Annotated in this window: 20 protein-coding genes and 2 pseudogenes; 10 read left to right on the top strand and 12 right to left on the bottom strand. The window is 54.3% G+C overall.

Translation table 11 applies throughout. The annotated features are described in order from the left end of the window. From IAE27_RS05950 to IAE27_RS05940, 3 genes are all read left to right on the top strand, one after another. Positions 1-579 (top strand): CoA pyrophosphatase, encoded by a 579-nt coding sequence (locus tag IAE27_RS05950; protein WP_004103295.1) that lies wholly within the window; start codon positions 1-3, stop codon positions 577-579. Between the two features lie 223 nt (positions 580-802). Beyond that, positions 803-2167, top strand: coding sequence for an L-serine ammonia-lyase (sdaA, locus tag IAE27_RS05945; RefSeq protein WP_004103297.1), 1365 nt, complete (start codon positions 803-805; stop codon positions 2165-2167). Between the two features lie 128 nt (positions 2168-2295). Beyond that, entirely contained in the window at positions 2296-3858 is a 1563-nt protein-coding gene (locus tag IAE27_RS05940; RefSeq protein ID WP_004113734.1) for an EAL domain-containing protein, read from the top strand. A 38-nt stretch (positions 3859-3896) separates the two neighbouring features. Here the strand turns inward: IAE27_RS05940 and yoaE are convergent, their stop codons facing one another. Then, positions 3897-5456, bottom strand: coding sequence for a CNNM family cation transport protein YoaE (gene yoaE, locus IAE27_RS05935; RefSeq protein WP_017145648.1), 1560 nt, complete (start codon positions 5454-5456; stop codon positions 3897-3899). A 446-nt stretch (positions 5457-5902) separates the two neighbouring features. Here yoaE and manX point away from each other — a divergent pair, with 446 nt between their 5' ends. From manX to mntP, 5 genes are all read left to right on the top strand, one after another. Beyond that, a complete protein-coding gene (gene manX, locus IAE27_RS05930) occupies positions 5903-6871 on the top strand; it encodes a PTS mannose transporter subunit IIAB (protein WP_070556948.1) in 969 nt (322 codons plus the stop codon). 60 nt (positions 6872-6931) lie between these two features. After that, on the top strand, positions 6932-7732 hold the full coding sequence (manY, locus tag IAE27_RS05925; RefSeq protein ID WP_004103305.1) for a PTS mannose transporter subunit IIC: 801 nt from the start codon (positions 6932-6934) through the stop codon (positions 7730-7732). Positions 7733-7744: 12 nt separating this feature from the next. After that, the gene (locus IAE27_RS05920) at positions 7745-8596 is read left to right on the top strand and encodes a PTS mannose transporter subunit IID (RefSeq protein WP_004103307.1); all 852 of its coding nucleotides are present in this window, start codon (positions 7745-7747) and stop codon (positions 8594-8596) included. Between the two features lie 53 nt (positions 8597-8649). Then, the gene (locus IAE27_RS05915) at positions 8650-9108 is read left to right on the top strand and encodes a DUF986 family protein (protein ID WP_154022475.1); all 459 of its coding nucleotides are present in this window, start codon (positions 8650-8652) and stop codon (positions 9106-9108) included. Between the two features lie 424 nt (positions 9109-9532). Beyond that, the gene (mntP, locus tag IAE27_RS05910) at positions 9533-10099 is read left to right on the top strand and encodes a manganese efflux pump MntP (protein WP_004103309.1); all 567 of its coding nucleotides are present in this window, start codon (positions 9533-9535) and stop codon (positions 10097-10099) included. Here the strand turns inward: mntP and rlmA are convergent. The 6 genes and pseudogenes from rlmA to mgrB all read right to left on the bottom strand — a co-directional run bounded on the left by rlmA (position 10096) and on the right by mgrB (position 14380). Continuing rightward, positions 10096-10896, bottom strand: coding sequence for a 23S rRNA (guanine(745)-N(1))-methyltransferase (gene rlmA / locus IAE27_RS05905; protein WP_004103310.1), 801 nt, complete (start codon positions 10894-10896; stop codon positions 10096-10098). The genes mntP and rlmA overlap by 4 nt on opposite strands. 60 nt (positions 10897-10956) lie before the next feature. Then, complete coding sequence (gene ftsI / locus IAE27_RS05900) at positions 10957-12702, bottom strand: peptidoglycan glycosyltransferase FtsI (RefSeq protein ID WP_004103311.1); 1746 nt, start codon at positions 12700-12702, stop codon at positions 10957-10959. A gap of 190 nt (positions 12703-12892) precedes the next feature. After that, positions 12893-13102, bottom strand: a complete 210-nt coding sequence (gene cspE, locus IAE27_RS05895) for a transcription antiterminator/RNA stability regulator CspE (RefSeq protein WP_001062678.1) — start codon at positions 13100-13102, stop codon at positions 12893-12895. A gap of 12 nt (positions 13103-13114) precedes the next feature. Then, positions 13115-13259 (bottom strand): annotated as a pseudogene (locus IAE27_RS05890) (DUF2627 domain-containing protein). Between the two features lie 612 nt (positions 13260-13871). Continuing rightward, the gene (locus IAE27_RS05885; protein WP_070556951.1) at positions 13872-14162 is read right to left on the bottom strand and encodes a YebO family protein; all 291 of its coding nucleotides are present in this window, start codon (positions 14160-14162) and stop codon (positions 13872-13874) included. Between the two features lie 74 nt (positions 14163-14236). Further along, a complete protein-coding gene (mgrB, locus tag IAE27_RS05880) occupies positions 14237-14380 on the bottom strand; it encodes a PhoP/PhoQ regulator MgrB (protein WP_154022461.1) in 144 nt (47 codons plus the stop codon). 159 nt (positions 14381-14539) lie between these two features. Between mgrB and IAE27_RS05875 the strand changes: the two genes are divergently transcribed. Next, the gene (locus IAE27_RS05875) at positions 14540-14779 is read left to right on the top strand and encodes a YobH family protein (RefSeq protein ID WP_004103313.1); all 240 of its coding nucleotides are present in this window, start codon (positions 14540-14542) and stop codon (positions 14777-14779) included. Positions 14780-14824: 45 nt separating this feature from the next. On the opposite strand, the gene kdgR is transcribed toward IAE27_RS05875, so the two are convergent. Beyond that, complete coding sequence (gene kdgR, locus IAE27_RS05870) at positions 14825-15616, bottom strand: DNA-binding transcriptional regulator KdgR (RefSeq protein ID WP_004103314.1); 792 nt, start codon at positions 15614-15616, stop codon at positions 14825-14827. A 177-nt stretch (positions 15617-15793) separates the two neighbouring features. Between kdgR and IAE27_RS05865 the strand changes: the two genes are divergently transcribed. Further along, the gene (locus IAE27_RS05865; protein ID WP_004103315.1) at positions 15794-17167 is read left to right on the top strand and encodes an MFS transporter; all 1374 of its coding nucleotides are present in this window, start codon (positions 15794-15796) and stop codon (positions 17165-17167) included. Between the two features lie 72 nt (positions 17168-17239). Here IAE27_RS05865 and htpX read toward each other — a convergent pair whose 3' ends face one another. From htpX to IAE27_RS05845, 4 genes and pseudogenes are all read right to left on the bottom strand, one after another. Further along, positions 17240-18121 carry a protease HtpX gene (gene htpX / locus IAE27_RS05860; protein WP_004103316.1) on the bottom strand — a complete coding sequence of 294 codons (882 nt, stop codon included), beginning with the start codon at positions 18119-18121 and terminating at the stop codon, positions 17240-17242. Between the two features lie 237 nt (positions 18122-18358). Beyond that, entirely contained in the window at positions 18359-20407 is a 2049-nt protein-coding gene (gene prc, locus IAE27_RS05855; protein ID WP_004113745.1) for a carboxy terminal-processing peptidase, read from the bottom strand. Between the two features lie 19 nt (positions 20408-20426). Further along, positions 20427-21110 (bottom strand): RNA chaperone ProQ, encoded by a 684-nt coding sequence (gene proQ, locus IAE27_RS05850; protein ID WP_004103320.1) that lies wholly within the window; start codon positions 21108-21110, stop codon positions 20427-20429. A gap of 81 nt (positions 21111-21191) precedes the next feature. Next, positions 21192-21705 (bottom strand): annotated as a pseudogene (locus IAE27_RS05845) (GAF domain-containing protein). Between the last annotated feature and the right edge of the window lie 60 nt (positions 21706-21765).

The following is a 21765-nucleotide window of genomic DNA, read 5'->3' as shown; positions in this document are numbered from 1 at the left end:
ATGGCGGACAGCGCCCTCGAACTTGACGATTTCCTTTCGCGTTTTCAGCTTCTGCGCCCACAGCCCACGCGCAGCGCGCTTAACCAGCGTCAGGCTGCGGTACTGGTCCCGATTGTACGTCGCCCGCAGCCTGGGCTGCTGCTAACCCAGCGTTCGCCGCTGATGCGCAAGCACGCGGGTCAGGTCGCTTTCCCCGGCGGCGCGGTAGATAACAGCGATGCGACGCTGATCGCCGCCGCGCTGCGCGAGGCGCAGGAAGAGGTCGCGATCCCGCCGGAGTCGGTTGAGGTCATCGGCGTTCTGCCGCCGGTGGATAGCGTCACCGGCTTTCAGGTCACCCCGGTGGTAGGGATTATTCCACCTGACCTGCACTATCATGCCAGCCAGGATGAAGTCGCTGCGGTCTTCGAAATGCCGCTGGCCGAAGCGCTGCGGCTGGGACGCTATCACCCGCTGGATATCCATCGCCGCGGCAATTCGCATCGCGTCTGGCTATCCTGGTACCAGCATTATTTTGTCTGGGGAATGACCGCCGGTATTATTCGCGAGCTGGCGCTGCAGATAGGCGCTCGTCCTTAGCGCTACCCGCCATACTTCAGGTTGCGTGTAAGCTAGCTTTTCTGCAACTCGAATTCTCCAGGGTATATACTTAATAGCGCGGGTTCACAGCATTAGTAAATCCGCGGTTATCCATTAGTTTAATTCATGTGAATACATAAGCTGATGACCCGGTTCCCTCTTACACTATGCGCAGTGATTACATCGTTGTCGCACTCGCGACAACCCTGTCAGGAGTGTTAGCGTGATTAGTATATTCGACATGTTCAAGGTGGGGATCGGCCCCTCATCTTCCCACACTGTAGGGCCGATGAAGGCCGGTAAACAGTTCGTCGATGACCTGGTCGAAAAGGGATTGCTTAATACAGTGACGCGCGTGGCGGTTGACGTCTACGGCTCACTGTCATTAACCGGCAAAGGCCACCATACGGATATCGCTATTATTATGGGACTGGCGGGCAATCAGCCCGATACGGTCGATATTGACGCGATACCGGCATTTATTCGCGACGTTGAAACGCGCGGACGCCTGCTGCTGGCGCAGGGGCAGCATGAGGTCGATTTCCCGCAGAATGACGGCATGCGTTTTCGTAGCGACAACCTGCCGCTGCATGAAAACGGGATGACCATTCATGCCTGGGCTGGCGAGAAAGAAATCTACAGCAAAACCTATTACTCCATCGGCGGCGGTTTTATCGTCGATGAAGAGCATTTCGGCAAAGAGAGCGCCAGCGAACTTTCCGTACCCTATCCGTTCAAATCCGCCCAGGAGATGCTGGGCTACTGCAAAGAGACCGGCATGTCGCTGTCCGGCATGGTGATGCAGAACGAGCTGGCTCTGCACAGCAAAAAAGAGATTGAAGACTATTTTGCTAATATCTGGCAGACCATGCGCGCCTGCATCGACCGCGGCATGAACACCGAAGGCGTACTGCCTGGCCCGCTGCGCGTGCCTCGTCGCGCCTCGGCGCTGCGGCGGATGCTGGTTGCCAGCGATAAACTCTCCAGCGACCCGATGAACGTGGTGGACTGGGTCAATATGTTCGCGCTGGCGGTCAATGAAGAAAACGCCGCCGGTGGCCGCGTGGTCACGGCACCGACTAACGGCGCCTGCGGCATCGTGCCGGCGGTACTGGCTTACTATGACCACTTCATCGAGTCCGTCAGCCCGGATATCTATATTCGTTACTTCCTTGCATCTGGCGCTATCGGTACGTTGTATAAAATGAACGCGTCCATTTCCGGCGCTGAGGTCGGCTGCCAGGGCGAAGTCGGCGTGGCCTGCTCGATGGCCGCTGCAGGTCTGGCGGAAATCCTTGGCGCCAGCCCCGAGCAGGTCTGCGTGGCGGCGGAAATCGGCATGGAACACAACCTTGGTCTCACCTGCGATCCGGTGGCCGGCCAGGTGCAGGTACCGTGCATTGAACGTAACGCCATCGCTTCCGTCAAAGCCATCAACGCCAGTCGGATGGCCATGCGCCGCACCAGCGAACCGCGCGTGTCGCTGGATAAAGTCATTGAAACGATGTATGAGACCGGTAAGGACATGAACGCCAAATACCGGGAAACGTCGCGCGGCGGCCTGGCAATCAAAGTTCAGTGCGACTAATCATTGCTCAACAGAATGCGCCCACGGGCGCATTCTTCTTTTTCCTCTCGATATTATCTGCGCCCACTACACTTGCTCTATAACGGCTGTTACTCTCATTAACACTTTTAGCCGACAGGGCGTCGCGCATGCAGACTGCACAAAAAGTTATCACAACCTATCGCAGGAAACGCATTCTGGTTTGCTTGCTGGTCGCGCTACTTACGCTAACGACGACGTTAGTAATACGATTTATTTCGCAGCGTAGCCTAAATCAGCAGCGCGTCCAGATCAGCACCAATAAAATGGTGACCGCCATGGATAATATCCTGCGGCCTCTGGCGGCACAGCACGCCCCCCTGCTGCACCTGGTAAACCAGCCCTGTCAGGAAATTCATCTCACGTTACGTAAGCTGGCGGCGTCGCTACAGACGGTGCGATCCATCGCCCTGGTGCAGTCGAAACAGCTGTACTGCTCCAGTATTTTTGGTCAACGAAATATTCCGGTGCACCAGTTACAGCCCGCCTTGCCGACCAGTCACCCGCTGCTTACTTTCAGCTACGACTCTTCGTTGCTCAAGGGAACGCCGGTTCTAATCCAGTGGTATCCCGCTTCGCTTAGCGGCGACGACGGCGTGCTGCTGGTGATTAATATCGAGCTGCTGGGCGAGTTAATTTTCAATGCAAAATCGGCGTTAATTACCGGAATTGGCCTCAGCGTCGGTGAAAAAAGCTTTATTAGCGGCACCGGGCTGGTCGATCACGAAGCGCTGCCAGGCGAGCAAATCATCTATCGCCAGCATTCGACGGAATTTCCTTTCACGATTAGCGTTAGCGGGCCGGGCGCCTCAGCGGTCGCCTTCAATGAGCTACCGGGCGAACTGCCCCTGGCGCTGATAATCAGCCTGTTGATGACCGGTATTGCGTGGCTGGCGACCGCGGGAAGAATGAGCTTTTCCCGGGAAATTAACCTTGGAATCGCCGCCCACGAGTTCACGCTTTGGTGCCAGCCCCTGCAGGACTTACGCACCCGGCAGTGCTGCGGCGTGGAGATTTTGCTGCGCTGGAATAACCCGCGCAGAGGCGCTATTTCGCCGGATGTCTTTATCCCCATCGCCGAAGGTTATAACCTGATACTGCCCCTGACCCGCTACGTTATTTCGCAAACGGCCCATAAATTAGCCCTCTTTCCGCAGGATAAACAGTTTCACATCAGCATTAACGTCGCCGCCCGCCATTTCGCGAATGGCGAACTGCTGCGCGATCTGCATCACTACTGGTTTAGCGCCCATCCGGTACAGCAGCTGGTGGTTGAACTCACCGAACGCGACGTGCTCCAGGATGGCGATCACCATATGGCCGAACATCTCCATTTTAAGGGAGTAAAGCTGGCCATCGACGATTTCGGCACCGGCAACAGCTCTCTTTCCTGGCTGGAAAAACTGCGTCCTGATGTGTTGAAGATTGATAAGTCTTTCATCGGCGCAATTGGTGTCGATAGCGTCAACGCAACGGTGACCGACATGATCATCGCTCTCGCCCATCGGCTGAAGATAGTGATGGTGGCGGAAGGCGTCGAGACCCAGGAGCAGGAAGCCTATCTGCGCGACAACGGCGTCGATTTATTGCAGGGATATTATTATGCCCGGCCCATGCCGGTAGAGGACTTTCCGCAGTGGCTGGCGGCGGAAAAGCGTCGGGAAATGCGGTAATAAACAGCCCGTCGGCATGAAACCGACGGGCACAAAGGTTACTCTTCTTCGTCGTTATACTGGCGCTGCTTGACGACGCGTACCAGATCGACGCGATAGTCGTTGGCTTCCACGATGGTGAACTGCAAGGGCAGCAGTTCCAGCACGTCGCCAGGACGGGGAATATGGCCGTTGACGGCAATGACCAGCCCGGCAACCGTCGCAATATCTTCATCCTCATCGACCAGATCGTCGACGCCTACCGCCTGCTGCAAGGCATGCACATCGGTTGAACCTTTCACCAGCCAGCCGTCGCCATCAATGATAATTTCCGGCGTTTCGTCGGCGTCCGGGAACTCACCGGCAATCGCTTCCAGTACGTCCAGCGGCGTCACCAGGCCCTGCACCACGCCAAACTCGTTGGTGACGATGACAAAGCTACCGCGAGCCCGGCGCAGGACGCCCAGCAGGTTAATCGGGTCGAGGGTTTCCGGGACCACGATCGCCGGCGAAGCCGACGCCAGTGCGGCAACGTTTTCGCCGGCTTCCAGCGCCACCAGCATCTCTTTCGCGCGCACGATACCAATGATTTCATCCAGCTCGCCGCGACATACCGGGAACAGGCTGTGCGGCGAAGAGAGCAGCTGACGGCGAATTTCTTCTTCACTTTGCTCGGCGTTCACCCAGCTTATTTCCCCACGCGGGGTCATAATGCTGCGCAACGAACGCTGGGCCAGGGTCAGCACGCCGTTAATCATATAGCGTTCTTCTTCAGCAAACGCGCCTTCCGGCACCGGCACCACCGAGGCGTTATCGCTATCGTGTGCCGCAGCGCTCTGTTTGCGGCCGCCCATCAGACGCAGAATCGCATCGGCGGTACGCGCGCGCAGAGGCAGCGTCGACTGGTGGCGAATAAAGTTACGACGCGCAATCTGGTTAAAGAACTCGATGGTAATCGAGAAGCCAATCGCGGCGTACAGGTAGCCCTTCGGTATATGGAAACCAAAACCTTCCGCGACCAGGCTCAGACCGATCATCAGCAGGAAGCTCAGGCAGAGCACCACCACTGTCGGATGCTGGTTGACGAAATTAGTCAACGGCTTCGAGGCCAGCAGCATCACCGCCATCGCAATCACCACCGCCGCCATCATTACCGGCAGATGGTTAACCATCCCGACCGCGGTAATCACGGCATCCAGCGAGAACACGGCGTCCAGTACCACGATTTGCAATACAACCACCCAGAAGCTGGCATAACCTTTACCATGACCGGAGTCATGCTGGCGGTTCTCCAGCCGTTCATGAAGTTCAGTGGTCGCCTTAAACAGCAGGAATATCCCGCCGAGCAGCATGATCAGGTCGCGTCCGGAAAACGAGAAATCGGCAACGCTGAAAAGCGGTTTAGTGAGCGTCACCATCCACGAAATGACCGACAGCAGACCCAGGCGCATAAACAGCGCCAGCGAAAGGCCGATCAGACGCGCCTTATCCCGCTGCTTTGGCGGCAGCTTGTCGGCAAGGATGGCGATAAATACCAGGTTGTCGATACCCAATACGATTTCAAGGACGACAAGCGTCAGCAAACCGGCCCAAATAGAGGGATCCATTAAGAATTCCATGAGCAGCTCCAGTTAACGACAGGCGTAGTCATCGCTGTGTCATGCACAGACGAGACACTTGTTGCTGGTGAAAAAACGTAGCAGGTGATGGCGGCAGACGAATGCCGGAAGGTGAAAAGGCGTCGGTGACGATCCATATAGCGGGCTATGCCCTATACTCCTGAGTGATTAAACGGAACGTAAACATAGCAAAATATAGAGCAATATTGGAAAAAATTTACCTGTCTTTGCAATAGCTAAGACTATTTTTTGCGCTGCAAAATAATTACCAACCGATGCAAAATTAGCGGAGCTTCATCACATTAATTATTTTTTCACTGTCTAAAATAATTCGCTGTAGTAATTACTTTATATCTTACACCCTTACTGAATCGATTTTGTTCGCAAGAGTGATTCAGGATGTATCACAACAGATGATGCATTCACGATTATAAAGGAGGTAGCAAGTGACGATTGCTATTGTAATAGGCACACATGGTTGGGCTGCAGAACAGCTGTTAAAAACGGCAGAAATGCTGCTGGGCGAACAGGAAAACGTTGGCTGGATCGATTTCGTTCCTGGCGAAAACGCAGAAACGTTGATCGAGAAGTACAACGCTCAGTTGGCAAAGCTGGATACAGCAAAAGGCGTGTTATTTCTCGTCGATACATGGGGAGGCAGTCCGTTTAACGCTGCCAGCCGCATTGTCGTCGATAAAGAACATTATGAAGTCATCGCGGGCGTTAATATTCCGATGCTGGTCGAAACGCTGATGGCGCGCGACGATAACCCGTCGTTCGATGAGCTGGTTGCCCTGGCGGTGGAAACCGGTAGCGAAGGCGTGAAGGCCCTGAAAGCGAAGCCGGTGGAAAAGGCCGCCCCTGCTCCGGTTCAGGCTGCTGCACCGAAAGCGGCTGCGCCGCTGAAACCAATGGGTCCAAACGACTACATGGTTATCGGGCTTGCGCGTATCGATGACCGTTTAATCCACGGTCAGGTCGCCACCCGCTGGACTAAAGAAACCAACGTTTCCCGCATTATCGTCGTCAGCGACGAAGTTGCGGCGGATACGGTACGTAAAACGCTGCTGACTCAGGTTGCTCCTCCGGGCGTTACCGCCCACGTTGTAGACGTCGCGAAAATGATCCGCGTCTATAACAACCCCAAATACGCAGGCGAGCGCATTATGCTGCTGTTCACTAACCCAACGGACGTTGAGCGCGTGGTTGAAGGCGGCGTGAAAATCACCAGCGTCAACATCGGCGGTATGGCTTTCCGTCAGGGCAAAACGCAGGTGAACAACGCCATTTCGGTCGATGAAAAAGATATCGAAGCGTTCAAAAAGCTGAACGCCCGCGGTATCGAACTGGAAGCCCGCAAAGTTTCCACCGACCAGAAACTGAAAATGATGGATCTGATCGCCAAGGTGAAATAAGTCACCCCGCAGATCGCAACGCAATTTTCAACTTAAGACTTAATCAACAGGAGAAGTGCAATGGAGATTACCTTTCTTCAGATTGTGCTGGTGTTCATCGTCGCGTGTATTGCGGGTATGGAGTCGGTACTTGATGAATTTCAGTTCCACCGTCCTCTGGTGGCCTGTACGCTGATTGGCGCCGTTCTCGGGGATATGAAAACCGGTATTATTATCGGCGGTACCCTGGAAATGATCGCCCTGGGCTGGATGAACATCGGTGCGGCCGTTGCGCCGGATGCCGCCCTTGCATCTATTATCTCTACCGTTCTGGTTATCGCCGGCCATCAAAGCATCGGTGCCGGTATCGCGCTGGCCATCCCGCTGGCTGCGGCAGGCCAGGTTCTGACCATTATCGTTCGTACCATCACCGTTGCCTTCCAGCACGCGGCGGATAAGGCCGCGGAGAACGGAAACCTGACGGCCATATCCTGGCTACACGTTTCCTCTCTGTTCCTGCAGGCCATGCGTATCGCTATTCCGGCGGTTATCGTGGCGATTTCCGTGGGCACCAGCGAAGTGCAGGGCATGCTGAACGCCATTCCAGAAGTGGTCACCGGCGGTCTGAACATCGCGGGCGGCATGATCGTGGTTGTCGGTTATGCGATGGTCATCAACATGATGCGCGCAGGCTACCTGATGCCGTTCTTCTATCTGGGCTTTGTTACCGCCGCGTTCACCGATTTCAACCTGGTCGCTCTGGGTGTCATTGGTACCGTGATGGCGGTGCTCTACATCCAGCTGAGCCCGAAATATAACCGCGTAGCGGGTGCGCCTGTGCAGGCTGCTGGTAATAACGATCTCGACAACGAACTGGACTAACAGGTGAGCGAAATGGTTGATATGACTAAAAATACCACCGAGAAAAAACTGACTCAGAGTGATATTCGTGGCGTGTTCATTCGTTCTAACCTGTTCCAGGGTTCATGGAACTTCGAACGTATGCAGGCGCTGGGCTTCTGCTTCTCCATGGTACCGGCTATTCGTCGCCTGTATCCGGAGAACAACGATGCGCGTAAACAGGCGATTAAACGTCACCTTGAGTTCTTTAACACCCATCCGTACGTTGCAGCGCCGGTTCTTGGCGTTACGCTGGCGATGGAAGAGCAGCGTGCTAACGGCGCAGAGATTGACGATGGTGCTATTAACGGTATCAAAGTTGGCCTGATGGGCCCGCTGGCTGGCGTAGGCGACCCAATCTTCTGGGGTACCGTTCGTCCGGTATTCGCCGCACTCGGCGCCGGTATCGCGATGAGCGGCAGCCTGCTCGGGCCTCTGCTGTTCTTTATCCTGTTTAACGCGGTGCGTCTGCTGACCCGTTATTACGGCGTAGCGTACGGTTACCGTAAAGGTATCGACATCGTTAAAGATATGGGCGGCGGCTTCCTGCAGAAACTGACCGAGGGGGCGTCTATTCTCGGCCTGTTTGTCATGGGGGCGCTGGTTAACAAATGGACGCACGTCAACATTCCGCTGGTGGTCTCCACCATCACCGGTCAGGATGGCCAGACGCGCGTGACCACCGTGCAAACTATCCTTGACCAGCTGATGCCGGGACTGGTGCCGCTGCTGCTGACCTTCGCCTGTATGTGGCTGCTGCGTAAGAAAGTTAACGCCCTGTGGATCATCGTTGGCTTCTTCGTCATCGGTATTGCAGGCTACGCAGTCGGCCTGCTGGGCCAGTAATCAATACGTTGTGCGCCGGGGGCTTGCCCCCGGCTTTTTTATTTGGAGGATGGATGACAATCACGGACCTGGTGTTAATCCTGTTTATTCTTGTACTGTTCGCGTTTGCGGTTTACGACCAGTTCATCATGCCGCGCCGCAATGGCCCCGTTTTGCTGGCAATCCCCCTGCTTCGCCGCAATCGCGTCGATGGCATTATCTTCGTCGGTCTTATTGCCATTCTGATTTATAACAACATCGCTAATCATGGCGAACTTATCACCACCTGGTTATTATCTGCCCTGGCCTTAATGGGGTTATATCTTTTCTGGATCCGTTCGCCCAAAATCATCTTCAAAAAGCAGGGCTTTTTTTTCGCCAATATCTGGATTGAATATAGGCGTATTAAAGAGATGAATTTATCAGAAGACGGGGTGCTGGTGATGCAATTAGAACAACGTCGCCTGCTGATCCGCGTACGAAATATCGACGACCTGGAAAAAATATACAAACTTCTCGTTTCCACTCAATGAGTTAACAATATAGCTTACGCTATATTTAATCATTTCCCGGCGGCTGAAACATAGCCATAGCTATATTTCAGCCGCTTAATTCAACGATATTTATTAACGAATCATTCACCTCTAAATTCAAATGAAAATCGTTATCATTTGGTTATTAAAATAACGCGATTCTGTTATTGTTTTATATTCTAAAATTATGTTAAGGTTGCGCCCGTCGTTGGGGAGTAGCCAATTTTCTGCCTGTCGGAAAATGTACGTGTCAACATACTCGTTGCAAAACGTGGCACGTGCGGGTTGAAGAAGAACGTCTTCAACCAGGCGAGACCATAGACGCATCGCTGCTGTACGCGGCGCCTCATCTTCAGGATGGGCTGCGTATTTTTACTGGGGGCGGCGATGTGTCATATGGATTATCCCCGGTCAGGACGCTCTCATGAATGTATCCGCTACAATTCTTCTTGCCTTCGGCATGTCCATGGACGCCTTCGCAGCCTCTATTGGTAAAGGCGCGACTCTCCATAAACCTAAATTTTCCGAAGCCCTGCGCACCGGTCTCATCTTTGGCGCTATCGAAACGCTCACTCCGCTGTTCGGGTGGGGAATGGGGATGCTCGCCAGCCAGTTCGTGCTCGAGTGGAACCACTGGATAGCCTTTGTATTGCTGGTATTTCTCGGCGGCCGAATGGTTATCGAAGGGGTTCGCGGCGGCGATGGCGAGGAGTGTGAAGCTCCGCGCCGTCACGGTTTCTGGCTGCTGGTCACCACCGCTTTCGCCACCAGCCTTGACGCTATGGCCGTCGGCGTTGGCCTGGCGTTTTTGCAGGTCAACATTATCGCCACCGCGCTGGCTATCGGCTGCGCGACGCTGATAATGTCAACGCTGGGCATTATGGTAGGACGTTTTATCGGCCCGCTGCTCGGCAAACGGGCGGAAATCCTCGGCGGTATCGTGCTGATCGGCATCGGCGCCCAAATACTCTGGAGCCATTTTGCCGGCTAACCCTCAGCGTCGCGCTGCCAGCAGTGAATCATGAAATCGGTCTGGCAGCTGAATAGCGCCTGCTGGCGCAGCGTTTCCCGAACCGGCGGTTTTGCCCGCCACGCAAACGGCGTCATTTGCAGTAAAGCTTCCGCCTCGCTGCCTTTGAGGCGCATCGGATAGGCCAGCTGCTGCTGATGACGTAGCGTGAAACCCTCAAGCGCTTCCGTGTTTTGCTCGTGCAAACGCACTTCGTCGTAGATCAACCCTTTTAGTTCCATCAGGTGACGAGGTCCCGGCGTCGCGGTGATGACCCAGCCGCCGGTACGGACAACGCGCGCAAGTTCAAGCGCGTTGCAGGGGGCATAAATACGCACTATCGCATCCAGGCTTGCATCCTCAAACGGTAATCGCTGGCTGGAGGCGACGCAAAAGCTGACCTGCGGATAGCGCTTAGCCGCCGCGCGAATCGCCGATTTCGACACGTCCAGTCCCCAACAGCGGCCGACGATAGCGGCGAAGGCATGAGTGTAGTAGCCTTCCCCACAGCCTATATCCAGTAAATCCGTTGGCGCGAAGGTGTGCAGATAAGCGCTGACCGCCTCACGAAGCGGCTGGTAATGACCCGCATCGAGAAACTCTCGCCGCGCCTGCATCATTTCCGCGCTGTCGCCCGGATCGCGGGAGCGCTTAAACTGTACCGGCAGCAAATTGACGTACCCTTCCTTCGCCAGATCGAACTGATGCCGCTGCGGGCAGATAAAGCTATTATCGCGGCGCGCAAGCGGCGCGTGGCAAAGAGGGCAACTGTAAGACATGGCAACTCCGGTGTGCTGAAAGGGCGAAAGTGTAGCGCTATTCGCCCTTCCAGGCCACCGTTACAGCGCAGGCGGCAGAACGCCGTCGTGATGCATGACGATCAGGTTTTCCGAGCCCTCCGGCATTCCATCGGGCATGACGTTTTCCAGGCGCAGCACATCGCCCATAATTTGACTGAATACCGGCGCCGACACCGCTCCGCCGTAATATGAACCGTTGCTGGGGTCGTTCATCACCACCACCAGGGCGAATTTCGGATTGCTGGCCGGCGCGACGCCTGCGGTATAGGCAACGTATTTGTCGATATATTTCCCGTCAGGGCCGATTTTCTTGGCGGTACCGGTTTTTACCGCTACCCGATAGTCGCGCACCGCCGCTTTGGTCCCCCCGCCGCCCGGCAAGGCAACGCTCTCCATCATATGCTCGACTTCATGCACTATCTGCTCCGGCATCACTCGGGTCCCCATGACCGGCGGATCGATACGCGTGATCGATAGCGGACGTTCAATACCGTAGCTGCCGATGGTAGCGTATACGTGCGCCAGCTGCAGCGGCGTGACCATCAGACCATAGCCGAAGGCGAAGGTCGCCCGGTCGAGCTGTCCCCAATAGCGGCGCTGCGGCATCAGCCCGGCGCTTTCACCGGTTAATCCCAGGCCGGTAGAATCGCCGAAACCGAACGCTTTATAGGTATCGATGAGATGCTGAATGGGCATCGCTAGCGACAGATGTGAAACGCCGGTATCGCTGGATTTTTGCAGGATGCCGGTGAGGGTTAATTCTGGATAGTAACCCACGTCGCGAATGCGATGGCCGTCGAGGATAAACGGATGGGTATCCACCACGCTATCCGGCTGAACAATGCCTTGCTGGAGGGCAGTCATCAGCACCAGCGGTTTAACCGTCGACCCCGGCTCGAAAGTATCGCTAATCGCGCGATTGCGGAAATCATCCAGCTTTGCATCATCGCGATTGTTAGGGTTGAAATCAGGGTAGCTGGCCATCGACAGAATTTCCCCGGTATCAATTTTAATTAATACCGCCGCCCCCGATTCCGCTTTGTTCCAGCGCACGGCGTTATCCAACGCGTCTTCGGTCACCGTTTGTAGACGCTCGTCGATACTGAGCTGCAAATTATGGGCCGGGACTGCCGGGACTTCCGTGATATTTTCGATGACGTTGCCGTGACGATCTTTGCGCACCAGCCGACGCCCGGGTTGACCGGTCAGCTGAGCATTAAAGCTTTTCTCGACTCCCTCGATCCCCTGATTATCGATGTTGGTAAAGCCCAGCAGGTTAGCGGCAACGTGTCCAGCGGGATAAAAACGACGCGACTCATCGCGCAGATTGATACCCGGCAGGCGCAGCTTGTCGATCCACTCTGCCTGCTCAGGATTTATCTGGCGCGCGAGATAGAGAAAGCGCGCGTGAGGATGCGCCTGCACACGATGAGCCAGCTCGCTAAGGTTGAGATGTAAAGCTTGCGCCATGGCCTGCCAGCGCGGGCCATATCCGACGCCGCCTTTTGCGAGCGTTGTTTGCGGATCGATCCAGATGGCGCTCACCGGAACGCTAACCGCCAGCGGGCGGCCCTCGCGATCGCTAATCATGCCGCGCTGCACGTCGATAGGCTCTTCGCGCAAGGAGCGCATGTCTTCTTGTTTCACCAAATTGTCAGGAGAGACAATTTGCAGCCAGCCTACCCGGACCAGCAGCAGCCCCATACAGCAAAGAATGGCCACGCATAGCAACCCGAACCGCAGAGGGGTAAAGTTGGCGGCTGACTTAAGTTTGTTCTTTTGCACCTTAGCTCCATCATTATTTTGCAACCACCTGATTTAACAGATATATACAAAACAGATTGCTAAACAGTGCTAATAAGGATGTTGTTTTGCAACAAAGCGCAACGGTGGGAGGATAATTGACATGATTTGCAATAAAATCTAAAAAGCCCCGCGGTCGCGAGGCTTTCTTACAAGATTCAGTGGTCTTGAATCAGATAGCAGTTACGTTAACTGCAGCTGGACCTTTCTGGCCGTCCTGAATTTCGAACTCAACGTTCTGGCCTTCAGCCAGAGTTTTGAAGCCGTTACCCTGGATAGCGGAGAAATGTACGAACACATCTTTGCTGCCATCAGCCGGAGTAATGAAGCCAAAACCTTTAGACTCGTTGAACCACTTAACTTGACCTTTAATCTTTGCCATTTGCAAAATTCCTTAGACTGTTTTCTTCGCCCGTGGGCACTTACATAGATAAAACTGACACATGACTGCATGAGGCACTAATATAAGGTTCGGCAGAGAAGCGGTATTCAACGACAACGTGTTTACTCAGGACTTCTTTACTGAAAATGCCACACATAAACAGAACTGTACCTCGTTTAACCCGAAACGTGTTATCACATACTACGTTAATAATGGCAAGCCATTTTTAGATGGGTCTCGATCGCTCGCACAAATTATAAGGGAATCATTTGATCACCTGCACATTTATGCGACTTTGCTCCCTCTGTCTTATCCTTTCCGCCCCGCGTCTGTGCCGTAGAGACTGGCTCCGGAAAGAGAGTTTATCCGCCATTCCTCAACAACTTCGGCGTGCCCCGCCCCGCTCAAAGCTAAACTGCCAATTTTAGGGGGCAACAAAAAGTATTGCATAAAGATGCATTTAAAAGCTCATATCGATAGCTGAAAAATTGCTTTGCAGGACCATTGCATAATATCGAAGCGCGTAAATGGAATAACTTAAAATATTGTCTATACTGCACGGCAATAATGAAGTCCTGATGACAGTCAGGCCGTTTCTGTCCTTTTATTTGATTAATTAAACAAACTAATTAAAGAGGCGCGATTAACGCACAGCGTCCGCTTGCCGGCACGCCGGATAATCGTCAGCAGAAGATTTATTGATAAGGATAAGTTATAGACCGGGGTGAGATACAGGCGCACACCCTACGATGCACGCCTGACAATCAGATTAGCGCTCTGCGACCAGACGAATGAAGTCGTCGTCGCCTTTCCCCTTCTCGGCTATGGAAGGTTCTGCTGCACTCTCCTTCTCTGGCTCATTGGCCTCGCAGAGACGGCGCAGCAGCGCATTTTGCCGCTTTTGCTGATCCAGAAGCGCCTGCAGTAGCGCGATCTGCTCATTTGCGCGCAAACTGGCGCGATTAACAAAAAACCATAATAACAGGCCGACAAGCAACAGCACGACAGACAGCGCCACGGATGCCAGGCTTACAATCCCGGGATTTAGTAACTCACTCATTTCACCACCTCAAAGAGAAGGCGTTCATTCTACCACCCGCGCGGCAGAAGAAAATCAGTCATATAAAAAATGTCTTACCAGGGAATAAACTTATTGATCGTGCAGATGCCGCTGAAGAACTGTACATCCTGATCGCACATTACGTTAAGCATCTGAGTCCATAGCAGTAAACATCCTGCAATAGCGACTATCAGCAAAACCCACCGTAATTTTTTCACTCCACACTCCGCATCAGTATCAAATGTCGCCAGGATAACATGACCATCTTAAACCGCGGCTAACTGTAATACGAAAGGCAAGTTTAGGAATCATAGACTTGTTTCAACTCGTGTGCATGACAGAATAGACGCAAGGATAATACAAATATTGAGGCAACAATGCGATTGATCATTCGTACCATTGTGGTGCTGGCTATCTTATGGATTGGCGTATTATTAAGCGGCTACGGCGTGTTAATAGGCAGCAGTGAGAATGCCGGAGGGTTAGGACTGCAGTGCAAATATCTCACCGCTCGCGGCATCAGCACCGCACAATATGTTCACTCCAGCAGCGGTATTATCGGCATTACCGATTGCCCTGTTCTGCGAAAAAGCGTCACGGTAGTGGATAACGGCTAGTCATGGTTCGGGCTACAGCAACGGTAGCCCGAATAGGATAGTGAATTAGAACGGATAATCGTTGTAGCCCATCTGCTCAGAAATTTTACGCGCCGCCGTGTGCAGCATCGCAACATACTCGTTCAGGCGCTCTTCGGAGAAACGTAGCGTCGGGAAAGAGATACTCAGGCCGGCGATAACCACGCCGAAGCGGTCGAAAACCGGCACCCCGATGCAGCGCAGCCCTTCTTCCTGTTCTTCGTTATCTTCGCCGTAGCCCTGCTCGCGGACCTTATCCAGAACGGCCAGCAGCTCTTCGGTGCTGGTGATGGTCCGGTCGGTACTGCGTTTGTACTCGACGCCTTCCAGAATCTGCTCAACTTCCGCGCGATCGCGCCATGCCAGCAGCACCTTACCGATCGCGGTGCTGTACAGCGGGTTACGCCGTCCGATGCGCGAATACATGCGCAAATTGTACATTGAGTCGATTTTATGGATGTAAACAATGCTGTCTTCATCCAGGGCGCCCAGGTGGACGGTCTCTTTCGTCAGGCGTGATAGCTCGCGCATCTGGATATCGGCGCTGCGCACCAGATCGACGTTCTGCAAAGCCCGCGCGCCGAGTTCGAAGAGTTTCAGGGTTAAAGAATACTTCTCAGATTCCCCTTCCTGCGCTACGTACCCCAGCGATTTCATGGTCTGCAAAAAGCGATAAACGGTGCTTTTTGACATCATGACGCGCTGGGACAGTTCGGTAATGCCAATTTCACGCTCTTCGCCAAGCGCCTGCAGGATGCCAAAAACCTTCAATACCGAAGAGACAGAATCTGGCTGTTTATCCAAATCTGCAACTGCCATTTATCACCTCATCGCAACTGTTTTATAAAAATTAGAACCGGTTTTTATTATAAATTCGCATCCCGTTACCCGCAATCGTTCTTCTGCCCATTCGTTACAAATCTGCGACATGCCGCTGAATATTCAATGCTAAAATCATTATCCAGTTAATAGTTCCCGATAAGACATACACTTTATATGGATAAAAACCTCCCCGATGGGCTGCCAGCACCGCAGCGTTACGGCGCCATCCTGACCATTGTATTAGGCCTGACGATGGCCGTGCTGGACGGCGCTATCGCCAACGTAGCGCTTCCGACGATCGCCAGCGATTTAAACGCGTCACCAGCATCCTCAATCTGGATAGTAAACGCCTATCAAATTGCCATTGTTATTGCGCTTCTGCCGCTCTCTTTCCTCGGCGATATGGTCGGCTATCGGCGCATTTATAAAATCGGCCTGGTCGTATTCACCTTCACCTCTTTAGCCTGCGCGCTCTCCCGCAGCCTGGAAATGTTGACGCTGGCGCGCGTTGCGCAGGGTCTTGGCGGCGCGGCGCTAATGAGCGTTAATACCGCGCTGATTCGCCTGATTTATCCCCGCCGCTTTCTCGGCCGCGGAATGGGGATCAACTCTTTTGTTGTCGCCGTCTCATCCGCTGCGGGCCCGACCATTGCCGCCGCTATCCTGTCGATGGCTTCATGGCAATGGCTGTTTCTCATTAACGTTCCGCTGGGCGTTATCTCACTGGTTCTCGCGATGCGCTACCTGCCCGCCAATGTCGGCGGGAGCAAGGTCACCCGCTTCGATCTGCCCAGCGCCATCATGAATGCTCTCACTTTCGGCTTATTAATTACCGCTCTCGGCGGGTTCGCTCAGGGCCAATCCGGCGAGCTGGTGCTGGCGGAGGTTATTGCGATGCTGGTCGTTGGATTCTTTTTTGTCCGCCGTCAGCTCAGAATGCCGGTTCCCCTGCTACCCGTCGATCTGCTGCGCATTCCGATTTTTTCCCTGTCCATCTGCACCTCGATATGCTCCTTCTGTGCCCAGATGCTGGCCATGGTTTCGCTACCATTCTTCCTGCAGTCGATGCTTGGACGCAGCGAGGTGGAAACCGGTCTTCTCCTGACGCCGTGGCCGCTGGCAACCATGGTAATGGCGCCGCTGGCAGGCTATTTGATAGAGAAATTTCACGCCGGTCTGCTGGGGGCGATTGGTCTGCTGGTAATGGCCTGCGGCCTGTTCGGTCTGGCGATGCTCCCCTCCACACCCACGGATCTGGATATTATCTGGCGAATGGCGCTCTGCGGCGCGGGCTTTGGCCTGTTCCAGTCACCCAACAACCATACGATCGTCTCTTCAGCGCCGGCTCATCGCAGCGGCGGAGCAAGCGGCATGTTGGGTACCGCCCGTCTGCTTGGACAGAGTACAGGCGCCGCGCTGGTGGCGCTGCTGTTTAACCTGCTGGGCAATAGCGGAACTCATACCGCACTTCTGCTGGCCGGGATCCTTGCCGTCGTCGCCGCCGCCGTCAGCGGGCTACGCGTTACGCAGCCGCGCGCCAGGCTGTAAGCAAAGAATCGACATAAAAAAATCCGCAGCCCGAAGGTTGCGGATTTTTGTTTTCAGGGCCGGGAGCGGCGTTTACTTCAGATATTCGCCGCTGCGCAGGGCTTCAATGCGCTTATCCAGAGGCGGGTGAGTCATAAACAGCTCGCTCATGGATTTCGCTTTACCGTTAATGCAGAATGCCATCATGCTACTGGCCTCCTGCGGCTCATAGCTGGTTTTCAGACGCTGCAGCGCAGCGATCATTTTCTCACGCCCCACCAGTTTCGCTGAGCCAGCGTCCGCATGGAATTCGCGGTAGCGGGAGAACCACATGGTGATGATGCTGGCCAGAATACCAAACACCAACTCCAGCACCGTAGCAACCGCGAAGTAGATCAGCGGGTTGCCGTTGCTGCTTTCACCTTCATCGCGGTTGCCGCCGAGGAAGCCCGCCGCAATCTGCGCGATAACGCGCGAGATAAAGATAACGAAGGTGTTCACCACCCCCTGAATCAGCGTCATGGTGACCATATCGCCGTTAGCGATGTGGCTAATCTCATGGGCGATAACCGCTTCCGCTTCATCACGGCTCATGTTCTGCAACAGCCCGGTGCTGACCGCAACCAGCGACGCATCGCGGCGCGCGCCGGTCGCGAAGGCGTTAATATCCGGCGCATGGTAGACCGCGACCTGCGGCATGGCAATTCCCGCCTGGCGCGCCTGCTGCGCGACGGTATTCACCAACCAGCGCTCGGTTTCGTTACGCGGCTGCTCAATGACTTCCCCACCCACCGATTTCAACGCCATCCATTTCGACATCAGCAGCGAAACGATTGAACCGCCGAAGCCAAACAACAGCGCCATGATCAGCAGCCCGGTCATGCTGCTTGACTGAATTCCCGTCAGGCTTAGCACCAGCCCGAACACCACCATCACTGCCAGGTTGGTCAGCAGGAAAAGCGCGATTCGCATCATAATTTTCTTTTTACCTCGATTTAACAAAACGCACTATGCGATTACCCACATGGTATGGGTAGAACGCTAATTTTCAACCATCAGCCCCCGCTAAGTCACGAGAAAGACACAACTTTACATTTTGTAGCATATTGCTGACGCTGGGCAAAAGCGTTGACATTTTGTTGAAATCAGGCAATGAACGTTGGGAAAGAAGCGAAAGAAAACGGGCACAAATCATTGTGCCCGTTAGGGGGATTATTTACTGGCCGGGGGCTCTACCGCTGGCCGATCCTTTTCCTCATGGGCCAGGTCGAGCGCAATATGAACCGTTTCATCAAGATACGGATCGGGCTCCTGGTAATCCTTCGGCAGATCTTCCAGCTTTTTCAGTAACGGCTTACCTTCGCGTTTCAGGCGATCGTTAACGCGGGCCAGACGAATCGCATCATCTTCTTCGTTCTCCTTTTCACGCTGCGCGTAGTTCAGGGAAACGATGTTGCGTTTGTCTTTCATCGCGTTATAGCGAGCAATATCCTTCATGATGTACTGGAACTCAGGATCTTTGGCAATACGCGCATCGTGACGCTTCAGCAGTTCCGGTCCAAACGGCGTCAAATCGCCATATTTCACGAAGGTTGCCGCATTGACGCTATCCCACGGCAGCGCGTTGTCTTCATACTGCTCGCCGGTCTCACGCTCTTCGGTTCCGGTCGGCATCATGATGTCCGGCGTTACACCCTTGCGCTGAGTACTACCGCCGTTGATGCGATAGAATTTCTGGATAGTGTACTGTACGGAACCCAGCGCCGGCCAGTCAGGACGCAGCATCTGATCGTAGATACGGTTCAGCGAACGATACTGCTGGACGGTCCCTTTACCGAAGGTCGGCTCTCCGACGATCAGCGCGCGGCCATAATCCTGCATCGCAGCGGCGAAAATTTCGGAAGCCGAGGCGCTGAAACGATCGACCAGGACGACCAGCGGACCTTTGTAGTACACCACGCCATCGGTATCGCTGTCTTCACGGACTTTACCGTTATTATCGCGAACCTGGACAACCGGGCCGGAGGGGATAAACAGGCCAGAAAGCGAAACCGCTTCGGTCAGCGCCCCGCCGCCGTTGCTGCGCAGATCGATTACGATACTGCTAACGTTTTGTTTCTCCAGCTTTTGCAGCTGAACCTTAACGTCATCCGTCAGGCCAACATAGAAGCCAGGAATATCCAGCACGCCAACTTTTTCTTTGCCAACGGTTTTGACTGACATCTTAACCGCACGGTCTTCCAGACGAATGCGTTCACGTGTGAGGGTCACAATACGCGTTTTGGCGCCTTTACCCGCCGGGAGAATCTCCAGGCGAACCTTGCTGCCCTTGGGACCTTTAATCAGCGCGACGACATCATCAAGACGCCAGCCGATCACATCGACCATGCCTTTACCAGGCTGGCCGACGCCAACGATGCGATCGCCCACGCTGATGGCTTTACTCTTCGCCGCCGGACCGCCCGCGACCAGAGAATTGATCACCGTGTAGTCGTCGTCCATCTGCAGCACCGCGCCGATACCTTCGAGAGACAGGCTCATTTCAGTATTGAACTGCTCGGTGTTGCGCGGTGAGAGATAGTTTGTATGCGGGTCGATTTCACGCGCAAAGGCGGTCATCGCCAGTGAGAAAACGTCTTCGCTATTGGTTTGCGCCAGACGGCGGATAGCAAACTTGTAGCGGCGGGTTAAGGTTTCGCGAATCTCTTTATCATCTTTGCCAGCCAGCTTCAGGCTTAGCTGGTCAAACTTCACCTTGGCATCCCACAGCGCGTTCAGCTCGGCTTCATCTTTCGGCCAGGGCGACTTGCTACGGTCAAGGTTGAAATTATCGTGGCCGGTAAAATCCATCGGCCGTTCCAGCACTTTCAGCGCGTATTGATAGCGCTCAAAGCGACGCTTCTGCGCCAGGTTATACAGGTCGTAAAATACGTCCAGCTTCCCACTGCGCAGTTCATCGCCGATTTGATTCTTTTTCGCGGCAAACTGGTTGACGTCGCTGGCTAACAGCACGTTATGGCTGTAGTCCAGCAGGTTCAGATAGCGATCGAAAATTTTCGCCGAAAAGGCATTGTCGAGATCGAACTGGCGGTAGTGAGAGCGGGTAAAGCGCGATGTTACGCGCTCGCTCACCGTCGCGTGCTGCGGCTCTTCTTTCAGCACGGGGATTTGATCGACCCGGGTTATATCGTCCACGGCGAACGACTGGCCTGCTATTACCAGCAGGCCCGCCAACGCGGTGAGCTTAAAGAATTTGTTCATGCCTGGCCCGGCCTCCGTTTCAGAACACCAGGTGTTCTGCGCGTACAATCATTGACATACCAGAAGTCAGCTGTACACGAACGCCATCTTTGGTGATTTCCAGGACGGTGGCGTCCATTGCATTATTGCCTGCTTTCACCTTCAGTGCCTGGCCAACGGTCAATACAGACACATCTGATACAGGGGTATGACGCTCTTCGCGCGGCGCTTTGGCTGCTGCTGCCGGGCGTGGTTTACGCTGCTCAGCGCCTTCTTTGCGACGAGCCTGAGGCTGAGGACGCGGTTTACGCTCGCGACGTGCTCCCTCTTCCGGCTGGCCTGCTGCGGCAGCGGCTTCACGTTTTTTGGCCTGCTGCGCTTCGCGCTGCGCCTGAACGCGGGCTTTTGCTTCTTCAAGCTGCTGGCGGGCATGAGCGACATGCTGCTCTTCCAGTTCGCCGCACGGGTTGCCGTCAAGGTCAACGCGGACAGCGCCTGGCTTAACGCCGTACAGATAGCGCCAGCTCGAAGTATAAAGACGCAAAGCAGCGCGAAGTTGGGTTTTGCTGAGATTCATCTCTCCGCCAACGCGCTCAACGAGATCCTGAAAAATACCGACTTTCAGGGGGCGAGCTTCGCCTTCAGCGCTAAAGCACTGAGGGAAACGTTCGGCCAGAAACGCAATGACTTCTTTACTGCTATTCAACTTAGGTTGATTTTCCATGAAATTTCCTGATTACAACGGACGTAGCCAACAAGCCGCAGGCATGAACAGGCGTCATTATAATGACGTCCTCGGTAAATGCTACGTTATCCGTTGATTATCCTGCGACGCGGGTGAATATTTTTTGATAATCCGTGGCAGAAATGAGTTTTTCCAGATGCGAGACCAGTTCTGCCAGACCCCGCTCGTCTTCAACGGTGAAGCGGGAATGCGCCGTGCTATCGATGTCCAGGACGCCGATGGTTTGATTGTTCACCCGTAGCGGGAAGACAATTTCCGAATTGCTGGCGGCATCGCAGGCGATGTGGCCATCAAAGGCGTGAACATCCTCGACCCGCTGCACGCGATTCTGCGCGACGGCAGTCCCGCATACGCCGCGTCCTACCGGAATACGCACGCAGGCCAGCTTGCCCTGGAACGGCCCGAGGATGAGAGTATCGCCTTCCAGCAGATAGAAACCGGCCCAGTTCACTTCCGCCAGTCGTTCAAATAACAGCGCGCTGGTATTTGAAATCATCGCCAGGAAGCTGGTTTCGCCTGCCATTAACGCCTGAAAATCGCGGTTTAAATCCGCGTAGAATTCTGATTTGTTCATTATATGATCGCTTAGTTGTCTTACTGCCTTACACTTACAGCCTAATAAAATAAGCTTTAA

This window comes from Klebsiella sp. S69 (genome assembly GCF_016516145.1).
GTDB classification, from domain to species: domain Bacteria; phylum Pseudomonadota; class Gammaproteobacteria; order Enterobacterales; family Enterobacteriaceae; genus Klebsiella; species Klebsiella oxytoca.
Note: the sequence above shows the minus strand (reverse complement) of the source record. Positions and strands in the feature narration are given on the sequence as shown.

What these genes read in the sequence shown, in the direction of transcription:
- IAE27_RS05950 (WP_004103295.1), top strand. Translation starts at nt 1, where the DNA reads ATGGCGGACAGCGCCCTCGAACTTGACGATTTCCTTTCGCGTTTTCAG.
- IAE27_RS05940 (WP_004113734.1), top strand. Translation starts at nt 2,296, where the DNA reads ATGCAGACTGCACAAAAAGTTATCACAACCTATCGCAGGAAACGCATT.
- yoaE (WP_017145648.1), bottom strand. Translation starts at nt 5,456, where the DNA reads ATGGAATTCTTAATGGATCCCTCTATTTGGGCCGGTTTGCTGACGCTT.
- manY (WP_004103305.1), top strand. Translation starts at nt 6,932, where the DNA reads ATGGAGATTACCTTTCTTCAGATTGTGCTGGTGTTCATCGTCGCGTGT.
- IAE27_RS05920 (WP_004103307.1), top strand. Translation starts at nt 7,745, where the DNA reads ATGGTTGATATGACTAAAAATACCACCGAGAAAAAACTGACTCAGAGT.
- IAE27_RS05915 (WP_154022475.1), top strand. Translation starts at nt 8,650, where the DNA reads ATGACAATCACGGACCTGGTGTTAATCCTGTTTATTCTTGTACTGTTC.
- mntP (WP_004103309.1), top strand. Translation starts at nt 9,533, where the DNA reads ATGAATGTATCCGCTACAATTCTTCTTGCCTTCGGCATGTCCATGGAC.
- rlmA (WP_004103310.1), bottom strand. Translation starts at nt 10,896, where the DNA reads ATGTCTTACAGTTGCCCTCTTTGCCACGCGCCGCTTGCGCGCCGCGAT.
- cspE (WP_001062678.1), bottom strand. Translation starts at nt 13,102, where the DNA reads ATGGCAAAGATTAAAGGTCAAGTTAAGTGGTTCAACGAGTCTAAAGGT.
- IAE27_RS05885 (WP_070556951.1), bottom strand. Translation starts at nt 14,162, where the DNA reads ATGAGTGAGTTACTAAATCCCGGGATTGTAAGCCTGGCATCCGTGGCG.
- IAE27_RS05875 (WP_004103313.1), top strand. Translation starts at nt 14,540, where the DNA reads ATGCGATTGATCATTCGTACCATTGTGGTGCTGGCTATCTTATGGATT.
- kdgR (WP_004103314.1), bottom strand. Translation starts at nt 15,616, where the DNA reads ATGGCAGTTGCAGATTTGGATAAACAGCCAGATTCTGTCTCTTCGGTA.
- IAE27_RS05865 (WP_004103315.1), top strand. Translation starts at nt 15,794, where the DNA reads ATGGATAAAAACCTCCCCGATGGGCTGCCAGCACCGCAGCGTTACGGC.
- htpX (WP_004103316.1), bottom strand. Translation starts at nt 18,121, where the DNA reads ATGATGCGAATCGCGCTTTTCCTGCTGACCAACCTGGCAGTGATGGTG.
- prc (WP_004113745.1), bottom strand. Translation starts at nt 20,407, where the DNA reads ATGAACAAATTCTTTAAGCTCACCGCGTTGGCGGGCCTGCTGGTAATA.
- proQ (WP_004103320.1), bottom strand. Translation starts at nt 21,110, where the DNA reads ATGGAAAATCAACCTAAGTTGAATAGCAGTAAAGAAGTCATTGCGTTT.